21 protein-coding genes are annotated in these 22,320 nt (G+C 64.5%); 14 read left to right on the top strand and 7 right to left on the bottom strand.

Translation table 11 applies throughout. From position 1 onward, the window contains the following. Positions 1–28: 28 nt before the first annotated feature. The 3 genes from ACZY0R_RS30300 (at position 29) to ACZY0R_RS30290 (ending at position 4,035) form a co-directional block, all read left to right on the top strand. Positions 29–1,459, top strand: a complete 1,431-nt coding sequence (locus tag ACZY0R_RS30300; protein ID WP_488863587.1) for a sodium:proton antiporter — start codon at positions 29–31, stop codon at positions 1,457–1,459. A gap of 2 nt (positions 1,460–1,461) precedes the next feature. After that, a complete protein-coding gene (locus ACZY0R_RS30295; RefSeq protein ID WP_488863585.1) occupies positions 1,462–2,460 on the top strand; it encodes a 2-hydroxyacid dehydrogenase in 999 nt (332 codons plus the stop codon). Between the two features lie 87 nt (positions 2,461–2,547). Next, entirely contained in the window at positions 2,548–4,035 is a 1,488-nt protein-coding gene (locus tag ACZY0R_RS30290) for a DNA recombination protein RmuC (protein ID WP_488863583.1), read from the top strand. 81 nt (positions 4,036–4,116) lie between these two features. Here ACZY0R_RS30290 and ACZY0R_RS30285 read toward each other — a convergent pair whose 3' ends face one another. The 5 genes from ACZY0R_RS30285 to ACZY0R_RS30265 form a co-directional block, all read right to left on the bottom strand. Further along, the gene (locus tag ACZY0R_RS30285) at positions 4,117–4,383 is read right to left on the bottom strand and encodes a hypothetical protein (protein WP_043347933.1); all 267 of its coding nucleotides are present in this window, start codon (positions 4,381–4,383) and stop codon (positions 4,117–4,119) included. 170 nt (positions 4,384–4,553) lie between these two features. Next, positions 4,554–5,831 (bottom strand): molybdopterin molybdotransferase MoeA, encoded by a 1,278-nt coding sequence (gene moeA / locus ACZY0R_RS30280; protein WP_045235600.1) that lies wholly within the window; start codon positions 5,829–5,831, stop codon positions 4,554–4,556. A 35-nt stretch (positions 5,832–5,866) separates the two neighbouring features. Then, on the bottom strand, positions 5,867–6,466 hold the full coding sequence (mobA, locus tag ACZY0R_RS30275) for a molybdenum cofactor guanylyltransferase MobA (protein ID WP_488863580.1): 600 nt from the start codon (positions 6,464–6,466) through the stop codon (positions 5,867–5,869). Positions 6,467–6,520: 54 nt separating this feature from the next. Then, positions 6,521–7,645 (bottom strand): GTP 3',8-cyclase MoaA, encoded by a 1,125-nt coding sequence (moaA, locus tag ACZY0R_RS30270; protein ID WP_488863578.1) that lies wholly within the window; start codon positions 7,643–7,645, stop codon positions 6,521–6,523. Between the two features lie 248 nt (positions 7,646–7,893). Beyond that, positions 7,894–11,010, bottom strand: a complete 3,117-nt coding sequence (locus ACZY0R_RS30265) for an Rne/Rng family ribonuclease (RefSeq protein WP_488863576.1) — start codon at positions 11,008–11,010, stop codon at positions 7,894–7,896. A gap of 766 nt (positions 11,011–11,776) precedes the next feature. On the opposite strand from ACZY0R_RS30265, the gene ACZY0R_RS30260 reads away from it, so the two are divergent. From ACZY0R_RS30260 to ACZY0R_RS30245, 4 genes are read left to right on the top strand one after another with little or no spacing between them, the layout of a single operon-like run. After that, positions 11,777–12,778, top strand: coding sequence for an RluA family pseudouridine synthase (locus ACZY0R_RS30260; RefSeq protein ID WP_488863574.1), 1,002 nt, complete (start codon positions 11,777–11,779; stop codon positions 12,776–12,778). 19 nt (positions 12,779–12,797) lie between these two features. After that, complete coding sequence (locus tag ACZY0R_RS30255) at positions 12,798–13,457, top strand: HAD-IA family hydrolase (RefSeq protein WP_488863572.1); 660 nt, start codon at positions 12,798–12,800, stop codon at positions 13,455–13,457. After that, positions 13,450–13,842 (top strand): Rieske (2Fe-2S) protein, encoded by a 393-nt coding sequence (locus ACZY0R_RS30250; RefSeq protein ID WP_488863570.1) that lies wholly within the window; start codon positions 13,450–13,452, stop codon positions 13,840–13,842. The genes ACZY0R_RS30255 and ACZY0R_RS30250 overlap by 8 nt, the downstream gene beginning before the upstream one ends. 38 nt (positions 13,843–13,880) lie before the next feature. Further along, entirely contained in the window at positions 13,881–15,038 is a 1,158-nt protein-coding gene (locus tag ACZY0R_RS30245; RefSeq protein ID WP_488863568.1) for a S49 family peptidase, read from the top strand. Between the two features lie 62 nt (positions 15,039–15,100). Here ACZY0R_RS30245 and ACZY0R_RS30240 read toward each other — a convergent pair whose 3' ends face one another. Both ACZY0R_RS30240 and ACZY0R_RS30235 read right to left on the bottom strand, forming a co-directional pair. After that, positions 15,101–15,832, bottom strand: coding sequence for an SAM-dependent methyltransferase (locus tag ACZY0R_RS30240; RefSeq protein WP_488863566.1), 732 nt, complete (start codon positions 15,830–15,832; stop codon positions 15,101–15,103). A 51-nt stretch (positions 15,833–15,883) separates the two neighbouring features. After that, positions 15,884–16,483: a Maf-like protein gene (locus tag ACZY0R_RS30235; RefSeq protein ID WP_488866266.1), complete on the bottom strand. Its 600-nt coding sequence runs from the start codon at positions 16,481–16,483 to the stop codon at positions 15,884–15,886. Between the two features lie 214 nt (positions 16,484–16,697). Here ACZY0R_RS30235 and ACZY0R_RS30230 point away from each other — a divergent pair, with 214 nt between their 5' ends. The 7 genes from ACZY0R_RS30230 to acpP all read left to right on the top strand — a co-directional run bounded on the left by ACZY0R_RS30230 (position 16,698) and on the right by acpP (position 22,216). Next, positions 16,698–17,294: a YceD family protein gene (locus tag ACZY0R_RS30230; RefSeq protein WP_488863564.1), complete on the top strand. Its 597-nt coding sequence runs from the start codon at positions 16,698–16,700 to the stop codon at positions 17,292–17,294. 120 nt (positions 17,295–17,414) lie between these two features. Beyond that, positions 17,415–17,594, top strand: coding sequence for a 50S ribosomal protein L32 (rpmF, locus tag ACZY0R_RS30225; protein ID WP_045235589.1), 180 nt, complete (start codon positions 17,415–17,417; stop codon positions 17,592–17,594). Positions 17,595–17,917: 323 nt separating this feature from the next. Further along, positions 17,918–18,994: a phosphate acyltransferase PlsX gene (plsX, locus tag ACZY0R_RS30220; RefSeq protein ID WP_045235588.1), complete on the top strand. Its 1,077-nt coding sequence runs from the start codon at positions 17,918–17,920 to the stop codon at positions 18,992–18,994. 59 nt (positions 18,995–19,053) lie between these two features. Continuing rightward, positions 19,054–20,034 (top strand): beta-ketoacyl-ACP synthase III, encoded by a 981-nt coding sequence (locus tag ACZY0R_RS30215; protein WP_045235587.1) that lies wholly within the window; start codon positions 19,054–19,056, stop codon positions 20,032–20,034. 72 nt (positions 20,035–20,106) lie between these two features. Then, positions 20,107–21,042 (top strand): ACP S-malonyltransferase, encoded by a 936-nt coding sequence (gene fabD, locus ACZY0R_RS30210; RefSeq protein WP_488863561.1) that lies wholly within the window; start codon positions 20,107–20,109, stop codon positions 21,040–21,042. A gap of 15 nt (positions 21,043–21,057) precedes the next feature. Continuing rightward, the gene (fabG, locus tag ACZY0R_RS30205) at positions 21,058–21,807 is read left to right on the top strand and encodes a 3-oxoacyl-ACP reductase FabG (protein ID WP_488863559.1); all 750 of its coding nucleotides are present in this window, start codon (positions 21,058–21,060) and stop codon (positions 21,805–21,807) included. Positions 21,808–21,976: 169 nt separating this feature from the next. Continuing rightward, the gene (gene acpP, locus ACZY0R_RS30200) at positions 21,977–22,216 is read left to right on the top strand and encodes an acyl carrier protein (protein WP_008644813.1); all 240 of its coding nucleotides are present in this window, start codon (positions 21,977–21,979) and stop codon (positions 22,214–22,216) included. The last annotated feature ends 104 nt before the right edge of the window (positions 22,217–22,320 follow it).

Below are 22,320 nucleotides of genomic sequence, written 5' to 3'. Positions count from 1 at the left end.
GCCATCCGAAACAAGGAGATCCCGCCCGATGCGACGTGCCCAAGCACTGCTACCTTCGCTGGCCCTGCTGTTGCTCACCCTTCTGCCCAACCTTGCCAGCGCCGCCGATCTCGACGGCGCCACGCTGTCGCCGATGTGGGCCTTGCCGTTTGCCGGCACGTTGTTGTCGATCGCGCTGTTCCCGCTGATCGCGCCGCGTTTCTGGCACCACCATTACGGCAAGATCATCGCCGGCTGGGCACTGGTGTTCCTGGTACCGTTCGCGCAGGCATTTGGCGTGCATGCCGCGGCCGCGAATGCCGTGCATGCGCTGCTGTCCGAGTACATTCCCTTCATCGCGCTGATCGCCGCGCTCTACATCGTGGCCGGCGGCATCTGCGTGCGCGGCAACCTGCACGGCACGCCGCGCCTGAACACCGGCCTGCTCGCACTCGGCACCGCGCTTGCCAGCCTGATGGGCACCACCGGCGCCGCCATGCTGCTGATCCGGCCATTGCTGCGCGCCAACGACAACCGCAGGCATGTGGCGCACGTGGTGGTGTTCTTTATCTTCCTGGCCGCCAATGCGGGCGGTGCGCTGACGCCGCTGGGCGATCCGCCGCTGTTCCTGGGCTTCCTCAAGGGCGTGGACTTCTTCTGGACCCTGCGCAATATCCTGCCCGAGACGCTCTTTATCTGCGGGGCGCTGCTGGTGATCTTCTATTTCGTCGATCGCCACTACTACATGAACAAGGAAGAGGAGTTGCCGCCGGCGGCCGATCCCACGCCGGACTCGCCGGGCATCCGCATCAAGGGCAAGCGTAATTTCGTGCTGCTGCTGGCGGTGGTGGGGCTGGTACTGATGAGCGGGCTGTGGAAACCAGGCATCGAGTTCGACGTGATGGGAACCCACGTCGGCTTGCAGACGGTGGTGCGTGACGTGATGCTGGTGGTAGTGGCGCTGGTGTCCCTGTTGATCACGCCTGTCACCGCGCGCACCGGCAACGAGTTCAACTGGGAGCCGATCCTGGAAGTGGGCAAGCTGTTCGCAGGCATCTTCCTTACCATCATCCCTGTGATCGCCATGCTCAAGGCTGGCACGGACGGCGCATTCGCCGGCGTGATCCGTCTGGTGAGCGACGCGGGCGGCGAGCCCATCGATAGCATGTATTTCTGGGCCACGGGCATCCTGTCGTCCTTCCTGGATAATGCGCCGACCTACCTGGTGTTCTTCAATACGGCGGGCGGCGACCCGGCCACGCTGATGACGCGCAACGCATCGACGCTGGCGGCGATCTCGGCTGGCGCGGTGTTCATGGGCGCCAATACCTATATCGGCAACGCGCCCAACCTGATGGTCAAGGCGATCGCCGAAAGCCGCGGTGTGCGCATGCCCAGCTTCTTCGGCTATATGCTGTGGTCGATCTGCGTGCTGGTGCCGCTGTTCCTGGTGATGACCTTTATCTTCTTCCGCGTGTGAGCATGACCAAGCCTTCCATCCTCGTAACCCGCGCCGTCTTTCCGGAAGTGATCGACCGGCTCGCGCAATATTTCGACGTCGACAGCAACCAGCAGGACGTGGCGCTCGATGGCGCCGCGCTCAGGCAACGCCTCGCGGGCAAGTCCGGCGTGCTGGCCAATGCCGCGGATCGTATCGATGGCGAACTGGTGGCCGGGTTGCCGGCGCTGCGCGCGGTCTGCAATATGGCCGTCGGCTACAACAACCTCGATGTGCCGGCACTGACCGCCGCCGGCATCGTGGCGACCAACACGCCCGACGTACTGACGGAAACCACCGCCGATTTTGGCTGGGCCCTGCTGATGGCCACCGCGCGCCGCGTGACCGAATCCGAGCACTGGCTGCGCGCCGGCAAGTGGGAGCGGTGGAGCTATGACATGTTCCTCGGCATGGACCTGTACCGCAGTACGCTCGGCATCCTTGGCATGGGCCGCATCGGCCAGGCGCTGGCGCGCCGCGCTGCGGGGTTTGGCATGTCCGTGCTCTATCACAACCGCAGCCGCCTGCCGGAGGAGGCCGAGCGCGCGCTCAATGCGCGCTATGTCAGCAAGACGGAATTGCTTGCGCAATCCGATCACCTGCTGCTGGTGCTGCCGTATAGCGCGCAGAGCCATCACAGCATCGGCGCCGCAGAGCTGGCGCAAATGAAGCCGTCGGCCACGCTGGTCAACCTGGCGCGCGGCGGCGTGGTAGACGACGCCGCGCTGGCCGAGGCGCTGCGCGAGCGCCGCATCTTCGCGGCGGGCCTCGACGTGTTCGAGGGCGAGCCGCAAGTCCATCCTGGCCTGCTGGCCGTGCCTAACGTTGTGTTGACCCCGCACATTGCCAGCGCCTCGGAGAAGACCCGTCGCGCCATGGCGGATCTCGCCGCCGATAATCTGATCGCTGCGCTCAATGCAGGCCCGCAGGCAGGCCGTCCGCCTTCGTTGATCAATCCCGAGGTGATGGCGCACCGCCGCTGATCCTCTCGCTGCACGCGTCGTGCCGCCTGCGCGCTGGTCAGTCCAGCTTGCCGGCGCGGCACGGCTTTTTGCGTACTTCGGACATTCATGACCCTGATTCCCCTTTTGACCCTGGCTCTTACGCTGGTAGCCGTGCTGCTGCTGGCGGTGCTGTTGCTGCGGCTGCGCGTTGTCCCGGAGACCGCCAGCCTGGAACTGCTGCGCCAGCTCGCCGAACTGCGAGCCGAAGGCGCGCGCGGCAATGAGCGCCTGGAGCGCGAATTGCGCACGGAGGTCACGGAGAGCGCGCGCGTCGGCCGCGGCGAGGCCGGCCAGCAGATGATGCGTTTCCAGCAGACGTTGTCTTCGCAACTCACCAGCATCGCCACGCTGCAGAACAACCAGATCGACATGTTCGCGCAGCAGCTTGCCAAGCTGACCGAGTCCAATGTCCAGCAGCTGGAGCAGGTCAGGCAAAGCCTGCTGCAGCAGGGCCAGCAGGCACGTGACGAGCAGGGCAGCGCGCTGCGCCGCTTTGGCGACATGCTGCAGCAGCAGCTGGCGCAAATGTCCGAGGGCAACGAGCGCCGCCTGGGCGAAGTGCGCACCACGCTGGAACAGCGGCTCAAGGAAATCGAGGCGAATAACTCAGCCAAGCTTGAGGAAATGCGCCGCACCGTCGACGAGAAGCTGCACGCCACGCTCGAGCAGCGGCTTGGCGAATCCTTCAAGCTGGTGTCGGACCGGCTCGAACAGGTGCATCGCGGGCTGGGCGAAATGCAGGCGCTGGCGCAAGGCGTGGGCGATCTCAAGCGGGTGCTGACCAACGTGAAATCGCGCGGGACCTGGGGCGAAGTGCAACTGGAGATGCTGCTCGAACAGATGCTGACTGCCGAGCAATACGCCAAGAACGTCGAGACGGTCCGCAATACCGGGGCGCGTGTGGAGTTCGCGATTCGCCTGCCGGGCAAGGATGCCGCCGGCGGTCAGGTTTGGCTGCCCATCGACGCCAAGTTTCCGAAGGAGCAATACGAACGCCTGCTCGACGCGCAGGAGCGTGGCGATGTCGACGGCGTGGCCCTGGCAGGGCGCGAACTGGAAGTGGCGATCAAGCGCGAGGCGCAGACGATTTCCGAGAAATATGTTTCGCCGCCTGCCACCACTGATTTCGCCATCCTCTTCCTGCCTACCGAGGGCTTATACGCCGAAGTCTTGCGGCGGCCCGGACTGGCGGACCTGCTGCAACGCAATTACCGCGTGACGGTAGCGGGGCCGACCACGCTGGCTGCCCTGCTCAACAGCCTGCAGATGGGATTTCGTACACTCGCGCTGGAGCGCCGCTCAAGCGAAGTGTGGGAGGTGCTCGGCGCGGTCAAGACCGAGTTCGGCAAGTTTGGCGATGTCCTGGCCAAGACCCGGGACACGCTGGAGCGTGCTGCCCGCAACATCGAGCAGGCCGAAGTGCGCACGCGCCAGATGGAGCGCAAGCTGCGCACGGTGGAGGCGCTGCCGGGCGAAAGCGCACAAGCGTTGCTCGGCCTTGCTGCCGTGCCGGACGACGCGGCGCGAGAACGTCAAGAGGGTGAAGCGGGCTGAGGAGCGAGGAGGCCGGCGGTGCCGCAGATTGAAAAAAAGCGCATCGATTCGATGCGCTTTTTTACTTTGGGAGGCTGTAACTCAGGGCAGGTCCCGTATCGTTACCTCAATGCCGCCGAAACGTGCGGCCACCCAGTTGTAGGCCTTGCAGGCCAGCCAGAGCAGGCCGAAGCCGATCAGCGCATTGAGAATCAGTGCCGTGAAGACGGTGATGCCGGGCAGGTCGCCATAGCGGATGAAAGCCACGAACAGCCCCAGCGAGACGATGGGTACCGAAAAGCACAGGTACACGAGCACGAGCGCGCGGGCGGTTTTGACCGGGTGGAGGTAGGCAATCTCCTGATTCATGACAGCTTGGGCAGTAGCAAAGTAATGTTGCGCAAGTGTATCGAATGGGGGAGGCGGCGCATAGTCCAGCACTCGCGGGGTAAGGAAAACCGCCGATCTGCTTGCTAAACGCCGGCAAAACTGCTGCGCAAAAACGACACAAAGGTGCAGCCAACATACCGTGGCAAGCTTTACATCAGCCCGTCGAACAGCATGACTTCGACTTCGTCGCCGGCCGCCACCATGTCTTGCTCGTGCCCGAGCACGATAAAGCAATTGGCCTCGCTCATCGAGCGCAGCACGCCCGATCCCTGTTGGCCGGTAATGCTCACTTGCCAGCCGCCATCCGGCGCTGGAGCCAGGATGCCGCGCTGGTACTCGGTGCGGCCTGGCTTCTTGCGGATCGGCTGCGCGCTGCGCACGCGCATCAGCGGCAGGGGCGCCACCTTCGCGCCCATTTGCCGGTGCAGCGCAGCCCGCACGAAGTGATAGAACGTCACCATCACCGCCACCGGATTGCCCGGCAGGCCGAACAGCAACGCCTCGCGGCCATGGGAAGCGATGCGGCCGAAGGCCATGGGCCGGCCTGGGCGCATGGCGATCTTCCAGAAGGTCACATCACCCAGTTGGGCCATGATCTGCTTGGTGTAGTCGGCTTCGCCCACCGACACGCCGCCGGACGTAATGACCGCATCGGCGTTTTCGCAAGCGGAGCGAAACGCCGCCTCGAGGGCTTCGGGGTCGTCCCGTACCACGCCCATGTCGATCAGGTCCACGTTGAGCCGCCGCAGCATGCCATGCAGCGTATAGCGGTTGGAGTCGTAGACGCAGCCCGCGTCGAGCGGCTCGCCGATCGAGCGCAGTTCGTCTCCGGTGGAGAAGAAGGCCACGCGCAGGCGGCGGCGCACCTTGACCTCGGCAACGCCCAGCGAAGCCAGCAGCCCGAGGTCCGCCGGTTGCAGGATGCGTCCGGCGGCCAGCGCCGGCTGGCCGATGGCGAGGTCTTCGCCCCGCAGACGGCGGTTGTCGCCGGCACGCACCGCGCGGGCATCAAAGCGAACCTGCTCGCCATGCGTCTCGGCGAATTCCTGGGGAATCACGGTATCGCAGCCGGCCGGCATGATGGCGCCCGTCATGATGCGTACCGCCTGCCCGCGCGCGACCGGCTGCTCGCATGCTGTGCCGGCGAAGGCGCTGCCGACCACCGTCAGCGTGATATCGCCGCCGGCGGCAAGATCGCTGCTGGCAAACGCATAGCCGTCCATGGCGGAGTTATCGTGCGCCGGGACGTCCAGCGTGGAGATGATGTCCTCGGCGAGCACGCGGTCGAGCGCCGAGCGGATGGCGAGCTGCTCGGTCCCACGTACAGGCTCGACCACCTCGCCGATGATCTGGTTGGCCTGCGCCACCGGCAACGCGCCGGGATCGTAGTCGGACAGGCAGGAAATGACGGAATGTAGTGATGGCATGGACCGTTCCCGGGGCAGCGGCCTGGCTTGGTTGTTCAGCGCGCTTCCAGCGTGCGCAACTCGTCCAGGGTATTGATATTGGCGAAGGCGCCGGCGTCGTCGAACAGCACTTCGGCCAGGCGATGAGAGGCGGCCCAGGTTTCGATCTTGCGGCCGCCGCCGTTGAGGAAAGCCAGCAGGCTATCGTGCGCCGTGACCGGCATCAGGCAAAACACCGGCTGGGCTTGCCGGCGGCCGTCCGCGTCGATGGTAACCGGGATGGCCATCTCCGCGCCTTGCTCGTCGATCGCGCTCGCCAGGCGCGCAGCCAGGTCGGTCGGCAGGAAAGGTGAATCGCAGGGGGCGCTCAGCATCCAGCCGGTCTGGCATTGCTCCAGCCCGGCGAGCATGCCGGCCAGGGGACCGGCGAAGTCCGGCACCGAATCGGTGACCACCGGCACGCCGAAGGACTCATACGCGGCCAGGTTGCGGTTAGCGTTGATTAGCATGCCGCCCGTCTGCGGCGACAGGCGCATCAGCGTATGCATCGCCATGGGCGCGCCGCGGAAGGGCTGCAGGCCCTTGTCGGTGCCGCCCATGCGGCTGCCCCTGCCGCCGGCCAGGATCAGGCCGGTAATGTCGTCGCGTGAAATCATCGGAATACGGAATAGGTTGGTGGTTTGGGCGGCGCGGCTGCGGGGCGGCTGTGGTCAACCGCCGATATAAGACATTTCGATCTTGTTATCGGCACGTGCCTGCCGCACCGCGGGGTCGCTGCGCAGCTCGGAGTAACGATCGGTGCGCGCTTGCCAGACCCCGGCGATGGCATTGGAGATTTCCAGGTCGCTATGGCCGCCGCGCAGCAGCGCGCGCAGGTCGTAGCCTTCGGTGGCGAACAGGCACAGGTAGAGCCGGCCTTCGGTCGACAGGCGGATACGGCTGCAGTCCCCGCAGAAGGCGTGGGTCACGCTGGAGATCACGCCGATCTCGCCGGCGCCGTCGCGGTAACGCCAGCGCTCGGCAGTCTCGCCGCTGTAGTTGGCGGGGATGGCTTCGAGCGCAAAGGCTTCATCGATGCGGCGCACCACCTCGGCGGAGGGCAGCACCTCATCCATCTGCCAATGGTTGCTGGCGCCCACGTCCATGAACTCGATAAAGCGCACGATGATGCCGCTGCCGCGGAAGTGCGCGGCCATCGGCACGATCTCTGCGTCGTTGGTGCCGCGCTTGACCACCATATTGACCTTGAGCGGCGCCAGGCCGGCAGCCTGGGCGGTCTCGATGCCGTCCAGCACGTCGCGTACCGCGAAGTCGACATCGTTCATGCGGCGGAAGGTGGCATCGTCGATGGCGTCCAGGCTCACGCTGACGCGCGACAGGCCGGCGTCGCGCAACGAACGCGCCTTGCGGGCAAGCAGCGAGGCATTGGTGGTGAGGGTGAGGTCAAGCGGCTTGCCCGAAACCGTCTCGATGCGCGCGAGCATCTCCACCAGCTTCTCGATGTTCTTGCGCAGCAGCGGCTCTCCGCCCGTCAGGCGGATCTTCTCCACGCCGTGCGCAACGAACAGTCGGGCGGCTCGCTCGATCTCCTCGAAGCTCAGCAACTCGGAATGCGGCAGGAAGGTGTAGTCCTTGTCGAACACTTCCTTGGGCATGCAATACACGCAACGGAAATTGCAGCGATCCGTGACCGAGATGCGCAAATCGTGCAGCGGCCTGCCGCGCGTGTCGGCAACCAGTCCGGACGGGGCGGCGAGCTCGTCCGGGATGCTGGGCGTCATCGAACGGTAGCGATGGTCGCGCAGATCGAAAATGGGAATGACGGATTCGGTCATGGCCTGGGGAGTGGCAATGCGGTGACGGGCGGCTTTGGCGCGGTCGCGTGGGGGCAAGCAGCGCCCGTTCGGAGCACCATCGTGGGGGTGCCATCTAATTGTCATTCTAGCCGAGCCGGGCATGGTAGCGCCGGCGTCAACCTGCGCAGGACCTGGAAATACGCGGGCGAGCCTCGCCGATCCGGCTCGGACATGAAAAAAAGGGACGGCTGCGCCGTCCCTTTCCCTCATACCCGCGAGGGTGCCGCTTACTTCTGTTGCGTCGTAGGCGCGTTATCGCCGGCGGTTTCGACCAGAATCATCGGACCTTCGGGCAGCGGCGGCAGGGGCTTGCGCTCCCGCACGACGCGTGGTGCCGGGGGGATGCTGGCGGCCGCTTCCTGCGCGGCGCGCAGCTTGCTGACGTCGGTGTTGACCCACTCGAGACCGGCCGAAGCCAGCATCGGTTGCAGGCTTTCCACGGCCACCGGCGCGGCGGCTGCCGCTACGACGGGGGCTGCGGCCGGCACGGGGGCCGGAGCTGCAACGGGTGCGGCCAGCGGCACTTCGACAGCGGGTACCACGACAGCAGGCGCCACTGAGGCGGGTTCCGCCACGACGGGTGCGGGCTCGTAGGCGACCGGGCTGGCAACAGCCGCTTCGACCACCGGTTCAGGCACCGTTTCGATGACCGGTGCAGCGACCGGTGCCGATACAGGCGCTGCGACAGGTGCCGCTACAGGCGCGACCGGCTCCGGCGTCACCACCGCAGCCTCGACAGGCTGGTAGGCCGGGACGCTGGGAGCGGATTCGGCGACCACCACGGTGGTGGCTTCCACCACGACAGCTTCCGCGACAACGGCCGGTGCGGCGATTTCACGGACTTCGCCCGAGTCTTCGCCTTCACCGCTTTCGTTGGCCTGGGCGCTATCGTCACGCTCGCGGCGGTAGCGATTGCGGCCACGGCGATTGCGGCGGCGGCGTTCTTCGCCTTCGCCATTCTCGCTGCTTTCAGGAGCTTCCTGCAGGTCGGTGCGTGTGTTTTCGGCGTCGTCGTGCGAGGCAACCGGTGCCGCTACGGCGGGGGCTGCCACGGCGGCGGCTACGGCTACGGCTGCGGTGCCAAGGGCTTCGGCAGCCAGGCTTTCGCTGGCTTCGCCTTCGCGCGGTACGTCGCCGCGCTCACGCTGGCGGTCGCGCTGGCGCTCGCGGCGTTCCTGGTTACGGTCACGGCGGCCTTCGCCGCGGCCTTCCGTACGCTCGGCAGGTGCGCCCTCGGGCTGGCGGGCCGGCTGGACTTCCAGCGCGGCCTGGCGCGGGGCGCGGCTGCTACGCTCGCCGCGTTCACCCCGCTCGCCACGTTCACCTCGCGCCTCGGCGCGTTCGCCACGTTCGGTGCGCTGTTCACCACGTTCCGTGCCGCGTTCGGCGCGCTCGCCACGTTCCTGGGGCGCGCGCTCGCCGCGCTGGCCGCGGCCCTGGCGCTCGCCGCGTTCGCCACCGCGTTCACCGCGCTGGCCACGCTCGCCGCGGCCTTCGCCGCGTTCACCACGCTGGCCGCGCTCGCGACGGCTCTCCGCGCTGCGTTGTTCCGCATCCACCGGCTTGGCCGGCTCGACGGCGGGCGCTGCCGGTTTGGCGCCGAACAGGCTCTTGAGCCAGCCGATGAAACCGCCGCCGACCACCGGCTGGGTGGCCGGTGCCGGACGTGCGGGAGCGGCTTCCGGGCGCGGCGCGCGCTCGGCGCGTGGTACCGAAACCGGTGCCGGCTGTTCCGGGGTAATGCCCTTGACGGCGGCTTCCTGGCGCGGCTTGGCATCTTCCTTCTTGCGGCTGCTGTAGCTGGTGTCGGCTTCCAGTTCCTTGGCGGCAGCCTCGGCCATCTTGTAGCTGGCGGTGCTGTCTTCCAGGCGCGGGTCGTCGTGACGCAGGCGCTCCAGCTTGTAGTGCGGGGTCTCGAGGTGCTTGTTGGGGATCAGCAGCACATTGACCTTGAACCGCATTTCGATCAGGTTGATGTCCTGGCGCTTCTCGTTGAGCAGGAACGCTGCCACTTCCACCGGTACCTGGCAGTGGATGGCGGCGGTGTTTTCCTTCATCCCTTCTTCCTGGATGATGCGCAGGACCTGCAGGGCGGAAGATTCGGTATCGCGGATATGGCCGGTGCCGTTGCAGCGCGGGCAAGTGATGTGCGAGCCTTCCGACAGCGACGGGCGCAGGCGCTGGCGCGACAGCTCCATCAGGCCGAAGCGGCTGATCTTGCCCATCTGCACGCGGGCGCGGTCATGGCGCAGGGCATCCTTCAGGCGCGTTTCCACGTCCTTCTGCGCCTTGCTGGCTTCCATGTCGATAAAGTCGATCACGATCAGGCCACCCAGGTCGCGCAGGCGCAACTGGCGGGCGATTTCGTCGGCGGCTTCGAGGTTGGTGCGCAGCGCGGTTTCCTCGATGTCGGCGCCCTTGGTGGCGCGGGCCGAGTTCACGTCCACCGACACCAGCGCTTCTGTATGGTCGATCACGATGGCGCCGCCCGAGGGCAGCATCACCATGCGCGAGTACGCCGATTCGATCTGGTGCTCGATCTGGAAACGCGAGAAGAGGGGGACATCGTCCCGGTACTTCTTCACGCGGTTCATGTTGTCGGGCATGACCACGCTCATGAAGGCGCGGGCCTGCTCGTAGATTTCGTCGGTGTCGATCAGGATCTCGCCGATATCCGGCTGGAAGTAATCGCGGATGGCGCGGATCACCAGGCTGGATTCGAGATAGATCAGCAGCGGGGCCTTGTTGTCGCCGGCGGCGCCGTCGATGGCCTTCCACAGTTGCAGCAGGTAGTTCAGGTCCCACTGGAGTTCTTCAGCCGAGCGGCCGATGCCGGCGGTGCGGGCAATGATGCTCATGCCCTCGGGCACGGTCAGCTGGCCCATGGTCTCGCGCAGTTCCTGGCGGTCCTCGCCCTCGATGCGGCGCGATACGCCACCGCCGCGCGGGTTGTTGGGCATCAACACCAGGTAGCGGCCGGCCAGCGAGATAAAGGTGGTCAGCGCCGCGCCCTTGTTGCCGCGCTCTTCCTTTTCCACCTGGACGATCAGTTCCTGGCCTTCGTGCAGCGCGTCCTGGATGCGTGCGTTGCGCACGTCCACGCCTTCCTTGAAGAAGGCGCGCGCCACTTCCTTGAAGGGCAGGAAGCCATGACGTTCTTCGCCGTAGTTGACGAAGCAGGCCTCCAGCGACGGTTCGATACGGGTGATGACACCCTTGTAGATGTTGCCCTTGCGCTGTTCGCGCCCGGCAGCTTCGATGTCGATATCGATCAGTTTCTGACCGTCGACGATGGCGACGCGCAATTCTTCCTGCTGCGTCGCGTTAAAAAGCATGCGTTTCATCGCATTACCTCACTCAATGCCGAGGATTGCACCGGCATGCGGTGCCCGCGGCGTTCCGTGGAGCACGCGAGGGAGCGAGTGAGGGCGCGAGAATTGCCGAAAGCGCCGGCGCGCAAATGGGCGCGGCCGGCTGGGCGCGGGTGAAAGAGAGGTAACGACGTCGAAAGCGCCGTCCGCATGGTCGGAGAGAACGCCGGCAAGCTGCTCTTCGCAGCGATCCGGCGGGTTTCCGGCTGGCATGACGGCGACGCGGGCGCAAAGGGGCGCCGTCGCATCGCGGCCGGCCGCGGAAGGCCTAGACGCGTCAAAGAGCAAGTTTGTCGTCACGGCAATGCTGCTTCGCTACCTGACATCTCCTGGCGGGCGCACCTACTACTTCTTGGAGTTCTGCGACCGGGCGCCGGTATAACTAGTCAGGCGGCGTTGGAAGCATGCCGGCGGCACCGTTTCCCGGTGCGGGCGGGACTTCTCTCACCAGAGTGGATGCCGGGAGGGCATCCGCTATCAAATTCTGTTCTACCTGAACACTACATTCCCACGTGACCGCCGTCAGCGCCGAAGTTGCCTTTGGGCGACTTCCTGCGCGGGCGATACCGTGCGTGCTGCGTTTTTGCTGCCATTCACCAGCCCGGGGCTCGCGTTGTACGCAAAGAAGCCGGAGGCTGGCAGGGCTGGCGGCAACCCGAAGTGTAAAATACGACGAATCGCCTACACCTGACTTGCGCTGCCGGTCTTTGGCCGGAACAGCGAGGAAATTATATTGAAAATGAATGAGTTACGCCATCAAATTGAAAAAGAGGTGCGGCCCGCCGCGGCCGGGCCCCAGGTGGCGTACGTAACAATCGGCGACGAGGCCGATGGCCAGCGGATCGACAACTTCCTGCTGAAGCTCTCGAAAGGGGTGCCGAAGAGTCATGTCTACCGCATCCTGAGGTCGGGGGAAGTGCGCGTCAACAAGGGCCGGGTCGATGCGACTTATCGCCTGCAGCTTGGCGATGTCGTGCGGATTCCGCCCATGCGGGTCGCGACTCCGGCACCTGATGGCGGCAAATTCGTGCCGCCGGCCAGTTTCCCGGTTGTCTTCGAGGATGATTACCTGCTGGTGATCAACAAGCCTGCCGGCGTGGCCGTGCACGGCGGGTCCGGCGTGGCGTTTGGCGTGATCGAGCAGTTGCGGCGGGCGCGCCCGCAGGCCAAGTTTCTTGAACTCGTGCACCGGCTCGATCGCGAGACCTCCGGCCTGCTGGTGCTGGCGAAGAAGCGCTCGGCGCTGGTCAACCTCCATGAACAGATGCGCGGAAGTGCGCTGGACAAGCGATACTTCGCGTGCGTGGCAGGGCACTTTGAGAACGCCCGGCAGCACGTGAAGCTGCCACTATTTAAATACACCACCGCCGAGGGAGAGCGCCGGGTACGCGTGCAGGACGACGGGATTGCCTCGCATACCGTGTTCAACCGGCTTGAAGTCATGCCAGGCTTCACCTTGCTCGAGGCCGAGCTGAAGACGGGGCGGACGCACCAGATCCGGGTCCACCTGGCGCATTCCGGCTTCCCTATCCTCGGCGACGAAAAATACGGCGATTTCGCCCTGAACAAGGCGCTGGCTCGCAGTGGCGCCAATCCCGGGCTCAAGCGCATGTTCCTGCACGCGCATAGCCTGACTTTTACACATCCGATAAGTGGTGAAATCATCACTGTCGTTGCACCCATGCCGCCGGAGTGCGAAACCTTCCTGCAGCAAGCACGTAACCAGCGCGCCCGCGACTAAGGCGCCCATGAGGAAATCAATGGCCAGGCAACGCTTCGACCTGATCGTGTTCGACTGGGATGGAACCCTGATGGATTCCACCCCGACCATCGCCAAGTGCATCCAGCTAGCCAGCCGCGACCTTGGCTTGCCGGTGCCCGACGACAGCGCGGCCAGCCATGTGATCGGGCTGGGGCTCAAGGATGCGCTGTCCTATGCGGTGCCCACGCTCGATCCCGCTGACTATCCGAAGCTGGCCGAGCGCTATCGCTTCCACTTCCTGACCCGCGACGCGGAATTGGTGCTGTTCGATGGGGTGCGCGAGATGCTGGAGACACTGCACGCCGAGCACTATTTTCTTGGCGTGGCAACGGGCAAGACCCGCGTTGGCCTGCAGCGCGCCCTGGAGACTACCGGCCTGGTCCGCCTGTTCGACGGTACGCGCTGCGCGGACGAGACTTTTTCCAAGCCTCACCCGGCCATGCTGCAAGAGCTGACCAGGGAGCTGGGGCAGGATATGGAGCGCACGGTCATGATCGGCGATACGACCCATGACCTGCAGATGGCGGCCAATGCCGGCGCGGCAGGGATCGGTGTCGGCTATGGCGCCCACCCGGCAGACGCCTTGCGTGCAATGGCGCCGCTGCATTGCGCATCCTCGATCGCCGACCTGCAAGACTGGCTGTTGACGCATGCCTGACGCGGCGGTTGCCGGCATGTCCGGGCAGCGCCGCTTATGCGCAACTGAAGACCTGGCTGAAGGCGGCGCCGGGGTGCGCTTCATGGTTGAAATGGGTGGCCGTCCTGTTGGCGCGTTTGTCGTGCGCTTCGAGGGCGGTGTCCATGGCTACCTGAACCAGTGCGCCCACGTGCCGATGGAGCTCGATTGGCAGGAGGGACAGTTTTTCGAGTCCTCGGGCCTATACTTGATGTGCGCGACACATGGCGCGATTTATGCACCGGACAGTGGCTTGTGCGTGGGTGGCCCTTGCCGGGGCGCTTCGTTGGCGAAGCTGCGCGTCGAGGAGCGTGACGGCTATGTGTATTGGTTCCCGGAAAGCCCGTACGAAGCCCCCGCTGGCTAGCCGGCAAGCAGACCTATTCCTAATCAAGAGCCAACTGCATGACTGAACAGCAAAAACCGCCTCAGGACGAATCTGGCAAGACGCCGGATCCGGCTGCTCCTACCAGCGCCGGGGCGGACGATCGGCTGGAAACCGCTTCCCAGGCTGATTTCCCGTTGGAGCAAGACTTGCGCGCCGGGGATGCAGCCACACAAAAAGAAGCCAGCCAGCGCAAGGAGCGACTGGCCGGCCGCGACGTCGGGCCAGTCCCGACCGGCACGGGCTGGGAGCGAGATGTGCTGGAAAAGGTACTGATGGCGACCTTGCGCGAGCAGCGTGCCGCGCGTCGGTGGCGGATCTTTTTCCGTTTTGTCGGGTTAGCCCTGCTGGCGTTGCTCTTTTTCACCATCTTCGACTTCAAGGGCGACGGTGGCATCGCCACTAGTGGCCGCCATACGGCAATGGTGTCACTCGACGGCGAGATCGCCGCCGGTACGCCAGCCAGCGCTGAATCGATCAACGCCGCCTTGCAGGCTGCATTCGCCGACACCAATGCCGCGGGCATCATCCTGAAGATCAATTCTCCGGGCGGCTCGCCGGTACAGGCCGGCATGATCAACGATGAGATCCACCGCCTGCGGACCCTCTATCCGTCCAAGCCGTTCTACGTAGTGGTGGAGGAAATCTGCGCCTCGGGCGGTTACTACGTGGCGGCGGCGGCGGACAAGATTTATGTCGACAAGGCCAGCATCGTGGGTTCGATCGGCGTGCTGATGGATGGTTTCGGCTTCACCGGCCTGATGGACAAGCTTGGCGTGGAACGCCGGCTTTACACCTCCGGCGCCAACAAGGGCATGCTCGATCCCTTCTCGCCGCAAGTGCCGAGGCAGAAACAATTTGCCGAGACTATGCTCAAGCAGATCCATCAGCAGTTCATCGATGTGGTCAAGGAAGGTCGTGGCGATCGCCTGAAGGAGGACCCGGATCTTTTCTCCGGCTTGTTCTGGTCCGGCGAGCGCAGCGTCGAGTTGGGCCTGGCCGACGGGCTGGGCAACGCCGACTACGTGGCGCGGGATCTGTTCAAGGCCGAGGACATTGTGGACTACACCGTCAAGGAGAACATCGCGGAGCGGGTAGCCAAGCGCTTCGGCGCGGCGATGGGTACGGCAGCGATGAAGACCATGTTGTTTGGCTCGCACGTGCAAGCCATTCGCTAATCGCATCTACCGCAAGAAATATGGGGCGCTTGCGCCCCATATTTCGTTTCTCCGCCTTGTCTTCAGGCCGCCAGCAGCGAGAAGATGGCCGGCCGTTTGTTCAGTTCCAGCCGCTCAGGACGCCAGTCGGAAATCGGCAGGGTTACGATCGTTTCGCTCGGCAAGGTCAGGTCCACCGCGATCGACAGCAGGCTGGTGCCGGCGCAATGCTGGCGTATGGCTTCAAGCAGGGGGCCATTGCGGTAGGGTGTCTCGATCCAGACCTGGGTCTGGTGTGCCTTGCGTGAAAGCTGCTCCAGTTCGCGTAGCCGCTTGGCGCGTTCGCCGGCGTCCACCGGCAGGTAGCCGTTGAAGGCAAAGCTCTGGCCGTTCAGGCCGGACGCCATCACGGCCAGCAGGATCGAGCTCGGCCCCACCAGCGGCCGTACCCGCACACCTTTGGCATGGGCCAGCCGCACCAGGTTGGCGCCGGGATCGGCCACCGCCGGCACGCCGGCTTCGGATAGCAGGCCACCGTCGCGGCCCGCGCGGATCGGGGCCAGCAGGTCGGCCAGGGCGCCGTCGCGCGTGTTGACGTTGAGTTCGTGAATCTCGATCTGCTGGATCGGCCTGGCCAGCGGGCAGGTCTCGCCCAACTTCTTCAGAAAAGCGCGAGCTGTCTTGGCGTTTTCCGCCACCAGGTAATCCAGCCCCGCGGCGATTTGCTGCACGCCCGCCGGAATCACGTCCGGCAGGGGATCCGTCTCGTCGCGCTTTCCCAGGGTGTTGGGGATCAGATATAGGGTGCCGCTCATGCTTGGGTTCTCGTGTTTCGTCTGTATTTTCGGCGCAGGCCGGCTGAAAGCTTAGTCCAGGAAAAAGGGGTAGCCGGCCTGGCGCAGCATGGTCGTCAGTGCAATTAGCGGCAAGCCTACCAGCGCCGTGGGATCGTCCGATTCCATGTGTGAGAGCAGGGCGATGCCCAGGCCTTCGGATTTTGCGCTGCCTGCCACGTCGTAGGGGCGCTCGATGCGTAGGTAGGCGTCCAACTCGTGGTCGGGGAGCTCGCGGAAGGTGGCGCGGGTCTGGACATCCGCCAACTGGGCTTCACCGTTGCGGCCGTCAAGCAGGCACAGTGCAGAATGAAAAGTGACGGTACGGCCTCGCATCAGCTGCAATTGTGCCAGTGCCTGCGCGTGCGAACCGGGTTTGCCGATTTGCCTGCCATCCAGCGTGGCCACCTGGTCGGAACCAATGACCAGCGCGCCTGGATGCCGTTCGGCAATGGCCTGGGCCTTGCCGCGGGAGAGCCGCAGGGCGGTGGCTTCCGGGCTTTCGCCCGCCAGCGGGCTTTCGTCGATGTCCGGTGTCGCTACCTCGAAAGGGATGCGCAGGCGCTGCAGCAATTCGCGGCGATAAGGCGAACTGGAGCCTAGGATCAGGGTGGGGCGAGAGGATTGCGACATAAGTAATTGAGCGAAAAGGGAAAGCGGCGTATGGCCGCCTTCCAAAATTTTGACCGCGGCAGAAAAATCGAGGTATAATCGCATGTTTAGCCAAGCAAGTCCGGCGCAAATCCGTGGGTATACCGGTTTTGTGCGGCGCCCGGGTCACGTTTCGATGGCGTATACGTCGAAACCGCGATGCCCCGGATGCCCCGGCAAGACGGCACGATAAGACATGACCCAGCCGATTGACCCGCGCGCGCTCGATCTCTTCGCATTTTGCCGCGCTGGTGGCGAAGCCACCGGCGAAGTCGCGGCGCGCGATTTGCCGCGCATCATAGCCGAGACCGCCGCGCATGCGCCAGTGTCGGCGCCGGACGAGGTCTTCAGCTACTCGCTCACCGGCTTTGTCGAGGAAGAAGCGAGCGAACCCGGTACGCCGGCAACGCAGCACCTTTACGTCGACCTGACCGTGAATGGCCAGGTGTGGCTGGATTGCCAGCGTTGCCTGGGGATCTATGCCCAGGCGATCGCCACGGACATGTGCTTCGAGGTGGTCGCCAGCGAGGAAGAGGCCGACGCGGCACCCATGGACGACGACGAGATCGACGTGATCGTCGGTTCCCGGCGCTTCGACCTGCTGACGCTGATTGAAGATGAAGTGCTGCTGGCCTTGCCGGTAGCGCCCAAGCATGACGTTTGCCCCACGGTTCACGAAAGCCTTGTGACCGGGGTGGACGGACAGGCGGAACCTGAAGCCGAGGTCCCGCCGGAAGAAGAAAAACGGCCTTCGCCCTTTGCGGCGCTGGCCGGCCTGAAAACGAAGCACTGAGGCCGGTTCGCCGGCATCTGGCAGCGAGTTCTAGGCACCAGGATCAGCATCCGGCCGGGCCCGGCTACGCCTCGTGCGGGATGCGTGTGTTACCATTGAAAAATTCTCGAAGGAGTCATCATGGCAGTTCAACAGAACAAGAAGTCGCCCTCCAAGCGCGGCATGCATCGCTCGCACGACCACCTGACGGCGGCAGCGCTGGCAGTGGAGCCGACCACGGGCGAGACCCACCTGCGTCACCACGTGAGCCCGAACGGCTACTATCGTGGCCGCAAGGTCATCAAGACCAAGAACGACTGACAGATCGTTCGGCGTGACTTTGCGTCTCGTACGCGCACGTTGGTAGGTCAAAAACAAAAAAGCGGCAAAATCGTTGCCGCTTTTTTGTTGCGCGCTCGCAGCGCAAACCGTAGCGCAGGCTTCCACCAGGCCGATTTGTGCCGCTTGCTCAAGCCGAGTGCCTGGCCGAGGCCATGTACGGCGGCCGGAGAGGCGTCAGATCCCGCCCGCCGTCGAGCGCTCCGGGAGGCCGTCGGGTTGCCGCCGGCCGGTCAGGGCGATGCCTCCGGCCTGGGAGCCAGGTCTTAACGTCACGCCGACAAGCGCTTCTGCACCAGGAAACAATGACGATCAAACTAGCTATCGACTGCATGGGTGGCGATCACGGTGTCTCTGTGACTGTACCGGCGGCGATCAGTTTTCTCTCCAGCCATAGCGACGCCGAAGTGGTGCTGGTCGGCTTGCGGGAAAGCATCGAGCCTCAGCTCAAGAAGTTGCACGCGCTCGACCACCCCCGTGTGCGCATCGTGACCGCGACTGAGGTCATCACCATGGATGACCCGGTCGAGGTGGCGCTGCGCAGGAAGAAAGACTCTTCCATGCGCGTGGCCGTGACCCAGGTGAAAGAGGGCCTGGCGGGCGCCTGCATCTCGGCGGGCAATACCGGAGCGCTGATGGCGGTGTCGCGCTATGTGCTCAAGACGCTCGAGGGCATCGAGCGTCCGGCGATTGCCACCACCATTCCCAATGAGCAGGGCTGGGGCACCACGGTGCTCGATCTCGGTGCCAACGCCGATTGCGAGCCCGAGCACCTGCTGCAATTCGCGCGCATGGCGGAGGCCATGGTTGCCGTGGTGGATCACAAGGAACGTCCCAGCGTCGGCCTGCTGAACATTGGCGAGGAAGTGATCAAGGGCAACGATGTGGTGAAGCGTGCCGGCGAATTGCTGCGCGCTTCGGAACTCAACTTCTACGGCAACGTGGAAGGCAACGACATCTTCAAGGGCACCACCGATATCGTTGTGTGCGATGGCTTCGTCGGCAACGTCGCGCTAAAGAGCAGCGAAGGGCTGGCCAAGATGATCGCCAACATGATCAAGGAAGAATTCACGCGTTCGTGGTTCACCAAGCTGCTGGCGGTCCTGGCTTTGCCGGTGCTCAAGCGGTTGTCCCGGCGCCTGGACCCGGCGCGCTACAACGGCGCTTCCCTGCTCGGTCTGCGCGGGCTGGTCATCAAAAGTCATGGTTCCGCCGACGCGCACGCTTTTGAGTGGGCTATCAAACGCGGGTATGATGCGGCCAGGAATGGTGTGATCGAACGCACCATTCAGGCTTTCGCCAACAAGTCAGGTAACAGCACTCCGGCTACCGGCCCGCAGTCAGGCGCCGAGGATTCCAGTCCAAGCCCGCACGCCGCCTGAGGTCTTGATGTAGATGCCGCGGGCGACGACCCGTGGCCAGACGATCGATCCGACATTACATGACAAGCTACGCAAAAATCATCGGGACCGGGAGCTATTTGCCTCCGCGGCGCGTCACTAACCAAGATATCGCGGCGCAACTGGCTGAGAAGGGCATCGAGACCAGCGACGAATGGATCTTTTCGCGCAGTGGCATCTCGGCCCGCCATTGGGCCGAGCCGGATGTCACCAGCAGCGACCTCGCCGTCAAGGCGGCGGAGCGTGCGCTGGAGGCTGCCGGCATTGATCGCCAGAGCATCGACCTGATCATCGTTGCCACTTCCACGCCCGATTTCGTCTTCCCCAGCACCGCCTGCCTGGTGCAGCAGAAGCTTGGCATCACCAACAACTGCGCGGCGTTCGACCTGCAGGCGGTGTGCTCCGGCTTTGTCTATGCGCTGGCCACCGCCGAAAAATTCATCCGCAGCGGTTCGCACCGCAATGCGCTGGTGATTGGCTCGGAAGTGTTCTCGCGCATTCTCGACTTTAACGACCGCACCACCTGTGTGCTGTTCGGCGATGGCGCCGGCGCGGTCGTGCTGTCGGCTTCCGAGGAGCCCGGCATCCTGTCGTCGGCAATGCACTCCGACGGTAGCCACGTGGACATCCTCTGCGTGCCGGGCAATGTCTCGGGCGGCAATATCACCGGCAACCCGTTCCTGCATATGGATGGCCAGGCGGTGTTCAAACTCGCGGTCACGGTGCTCGACAAGGTGGCGCGCGAAGCGCTCGCCGGCGCGCAGTTCCCGGCCGAAAAAGTCGACTGGCTGATCCCGCACCAGGCCAATATCCGCATCATGCAAAGCACCGCCAGGAAGCTTGGCCTGCCGGCCGAGCGCATGGTGGCAACGGTGCACGAGCACGGCAATACATCGGCCGCCTCGATCCCCCTGGCACTCGATGTGGCGGTGCGCGATGGCCGCATCAGCGCGGGACACCATGTGCTGATGGAAGGCGTGGGCGGGGGCTTCACCTGGGGCGCGGTACTGCTGCGCATGTAAAATCCGGGCCGGCGCCGCGATGTTGCTTCGTCGCGCCGGTCCTGCGGTATCCATCTTTACGATTCGATTGCGATGAAATTCTCCTTTGTATTCCCAGGGCAAGGCTCGCAGGCAGTCGGGATGCTCAATGCATTTGCCGACAATGCGGTAGTCCGAGCCACTCTGGACGAGGCGTCCGCGGCACTCGGCCAGGACCTGGGCCGCCTGATCGCCGAGGGCCCGGCCGAGGAACTTAACCTCACGACCAACACGCAGCCGGTCATGCTGACCGCCGCAGTGGCCATTTACCGTGCCTGGCTCGACGCCGGCGGTGCAGCGCCGGCCCTGGTGGCCGGCCATAGCCTGGGTGAATACTCCGCACTGGTGGCTGCCGGGGTGATTCCCTTTGCCGATGCGGTGCCGTTGGTGCGTTTTCGCGCGCAGGCCATGCAGGAAGCCGTGCCGGTGGGCGAGGGTGGTATGGCAGCCATCCTTGGCCTGTCCGACGAAGACGTGCGCGCGGCCTGCGCCGAGGCGTCGGCCGCAGGAGCCGGCGTGGTCGAGGCGGTGAACTTCAACGCGCCTTCGCAGGTGGTGATCGCCGGCAACAAGGCCGCTGTGGAAAAGGCATGTGAAATGGCCAAGGCGCGCGGCGCCAAGCGTGCGCTGCCGCTGCCGGTTTCGGCGCCGTTCCATTCTTCGCTGCTCAAGCCCGCTTCGGACCGCCTGCGTGAGCGCATGGCGGGCATGACGTTCGCCGCACCGTCCATTCCGCTGGTCAACAACGTTGACGTGGCCATCGTCAATGATCCGGAAGCCATCAAGGACGCGCTGGTTCGCCAGGCGGCAGCTCCGGTGCGCTGGGTCGAATGCGTGCAGAAGATTGCAGCCGAGGGCGTGACCCACGTAATCGAGTGCGGCCCGGGCAAAGTGCTGGCGGGCATGACCAAGCGCATCGACGGCAACCTGGTGGGCGGGGCGATCTTCGATCCGGCCTCCCTGCAGGACACGCTGGCGCTGCTGAAGTAAATAAGGACCAAGGCAATGACGAAATTTCTGGAAAACCAGGTCGCGCTGGTGACCGGCGCATCGCGCGGCATCGGCCGCGCCATCGCGCTGGAGCTGGCCGCCCAGGGCGCCACGGTGGTCGGCACCGCCACCAGCGAGGCGGGGGCCGCTGCGATCAGCGAATACCTGGCGGCAGCCGGCGGCAAGGGCCGCGGCGCCGTGCTCAACGTCAATGATGCGGCGGCTTCCGAGGCGCTGATCGACGAACTCGTCAAGACGCATGGCAGCCTCGGTATTCTGGTGAACAACGCCGGTATCACCCAGGATCAACTTGCCATGCGCATGAAAGACGACGACTGGAGCGCGGTTGTCGAGACCAACATGACAGCGGTGTTCCGCTTGTCGCGCGCCGTGCTGCGCCCGATGATGAAGGCGCGCGGTGGCCGGATCATCAATATCACCTCGGTGGTCGGCTCGACGGGCAACCCCGGGCAAATGAACTATGCGGCCGCCAAGGCCGGCGTCGAAGGCATGAGCCGCGCACTGGCTCGCGAGATCGGCAGCCGGAACGTGACTGTGAATTGCGTGGCGCCTGGCTTTATCGACACCGACATGACCAAGGTCCTGTCGGATGAGCAGCATGCGGCACTGAAGGCCCAGATCCCCCTGGGCCGCCTCGGGCAGCCGGAAGATATCGCGTATGCGGTCGCCTTCCTGGCCGGCCCCCAAGCGGCCTACATTACAGGTACGACGCTCCATGTGAATGGTGGCATGTACATGAATTGATCGCCTTGCGTGGTGTCGGGTTCGAAGGAGAAGCCGACAAAAGCCGCGCGAAGTGGTTATTTTTAAAACTGATCGGGCGCTGTTCTTGCAATAGACGGCAGGGGGCATTTTTGTGGCCCAAACCTGCTAAAATGCGCCCACTTTTTGTCGAACTTCCCTGGAGGGTTACATGGACAATATCGAACAACGCGTCAAGAAAATCGTGGCAGAACAACTCGGCGTCGCCGAGGCAGACATCAAGAACGAATCCTCGTTCGTGAACGACCTGGGCGCGGATTCGCTCGACACGGTTGAACTCGTGATGGCGTTGGAAGATGAATTCGGCATGGAAATTCCCGATGAGGAAGCCGAGAAGATCACGACCGTGCAACAGGCAATCGATTACGCCACCGCACACGTCAAGGCCTGAGCCTGTCGTATCTGAATTCCGAGCCACAGAAGGCAGGCGCGAGGCCCATGGGCTCTCCGCGCTGTTTTCTGTGGCTTTCGTTTGTTCGAAGAAGCACAATTGGT

The sequence above is a fragment of the Cupriavidus sp. F041 genome (assembly GCF_057814235.1).
The sequence above is the reverse complement of the archived record's forward strand: the minus strand, read 5'-3'. Positions and strand labels throughout refer to the sequence as shown.

Coding starts and splice junctions, on each gene's coding strand:
- ACZY0R_RS30300 (WP_488863587.1), top strand. CDS start 29: ATGCGACGTGCCCAAGCACTGCTACCTTCGCTGGCCCTGCTGTTGCTC.
- ACZY0R_RS30295 (WP_488863585.1), top strand. CDS start 1,462: ATGACCAAGCCTTCCATCCTCGTAACCCGCGCCGTCTTTCCGGAAGTG.
- ACZY0R_RS30290 (WP_488863583.1), top strand. CDS start 2,548: ATGACCCTGATTCCCCTTTTGACCCTGGCTCTTACGCTGGTAGCCGTG.
- ACZY0R_RS30285 (WP_043347933.1), bottom strand. CDS start 4,383: ATGAATCAGGAGATTGCCTACCTCCACCCGGTCAAAACCGCCCGCGCG.
- moeA (WP_045235600.1), bottom strand. CDS start 5,831: ATGCCATCACTACATTCCGTCATTTCCTGCCTGTCCGACTACGATCCC.
- mobA (WP_488863580.1), bottom strand. CDS start 6,466: ATGATTTCACGCGACGACATTACCGGCCTGATCCTGGCCGGCGGCAGG.
- moaA (WP_488863578.1), bottom strand. CDS start 7,645: ATGACCGAATCCGTCATTCCCATTTTCGATCTGCGCGACCATCGCTAC.
- ACZY0R_RS30265 (WP_488863576.1), bottom strand. CDS start 11,010: ATGAAACGCATGCTTTTTAACGCGACGCAGCAGGAAGAATTGCGCGTC.
- ACZY0R_RS30260 (WP_488863574.1), top strand. CDS start 11,777: ATGAATGAGTTACGCCATCAAATTGAAAAAGAGGTGCGGCCCGCCGCG.
- ACZY0R_RS30255 (WP_488863572.1), top strand. CDS start 12,798: ATGGCCAGGCAACGCTTCGACCTGATCGTGTTCGACTGGGATGGAACC.
- ACZY0R_RS30250 (WP_488863570.1), top strand. CDS start 13,450: ATGCCTGACGCGGCGGTTGCCGGCATGTCCGGGCAGCGCCGCTTATGC.
- ACZY0R_RS30245 (WP_488863568.1), top strand. CDS start 13,881: ATGACTGAACAGCAAAAACCGCCTCAGGACGAATCTGGCAAGACGCCG.
- ACZY0R_RS30240 (WP_488863566.1), bottom strand. CDS start 15,832: ATGAGCGGCACCCTATATCTGATCCCCAACACCCTGGGAAAGCGCGAC.
- ACZY0R_RS30235 (WP_488866266.1), bottom strand. CDS start 16,483: ATGTCGCAATCCTCTCGCCCCACCCTGATCCTAGGCTCCAGTTCGCCT.
- ACZY0R_RS30230 (WP_488863564.1), top strand. CDS start 16,698: ATGACCCAGCCGATTGACCCGCGCGCGCTCGATCTCTTCGCATTTTGC.
- rpmF (WP_045235589.1), top strand. CDS start 17,415: ATGGCAGTTCAACAGAACAAGAAGTCGCCCTCCAAGCGCGGCATGCAT.
- plsX (WP_045235588.1), top strand. CDS start 17,918: ATGACGATCAAACTAGCTATCGACTGCATGGGTGGCGATCACGGTGTC.
- ACZY0R_RS30215 (WP_045235587.1), top strand. CDS start 19,054: ATGACAAGCTACGCAAAAATCATCGGGACCGGGAGCTATTTGCCTCCG.
- fabD (WP_488863561.1), top strand. CDS start 20,107: ATGAAATTCTCCTTTGTATTCCCAGGGCAAGGCTCGCAGGCAGTCGGG.
- fabG (WP_488863559.1), top strand. CDS start 21,058: ATGACGAAATTTCTGGAAAACCAGGTCGCGCTGGTGACCGGCGCATCG.
- acpP (WP_008644813.1), top strand. CDS start 21,977: ATGGACAATATCGAACAACGCGTCAAGAAAATCGTGGCAGAACAACTC.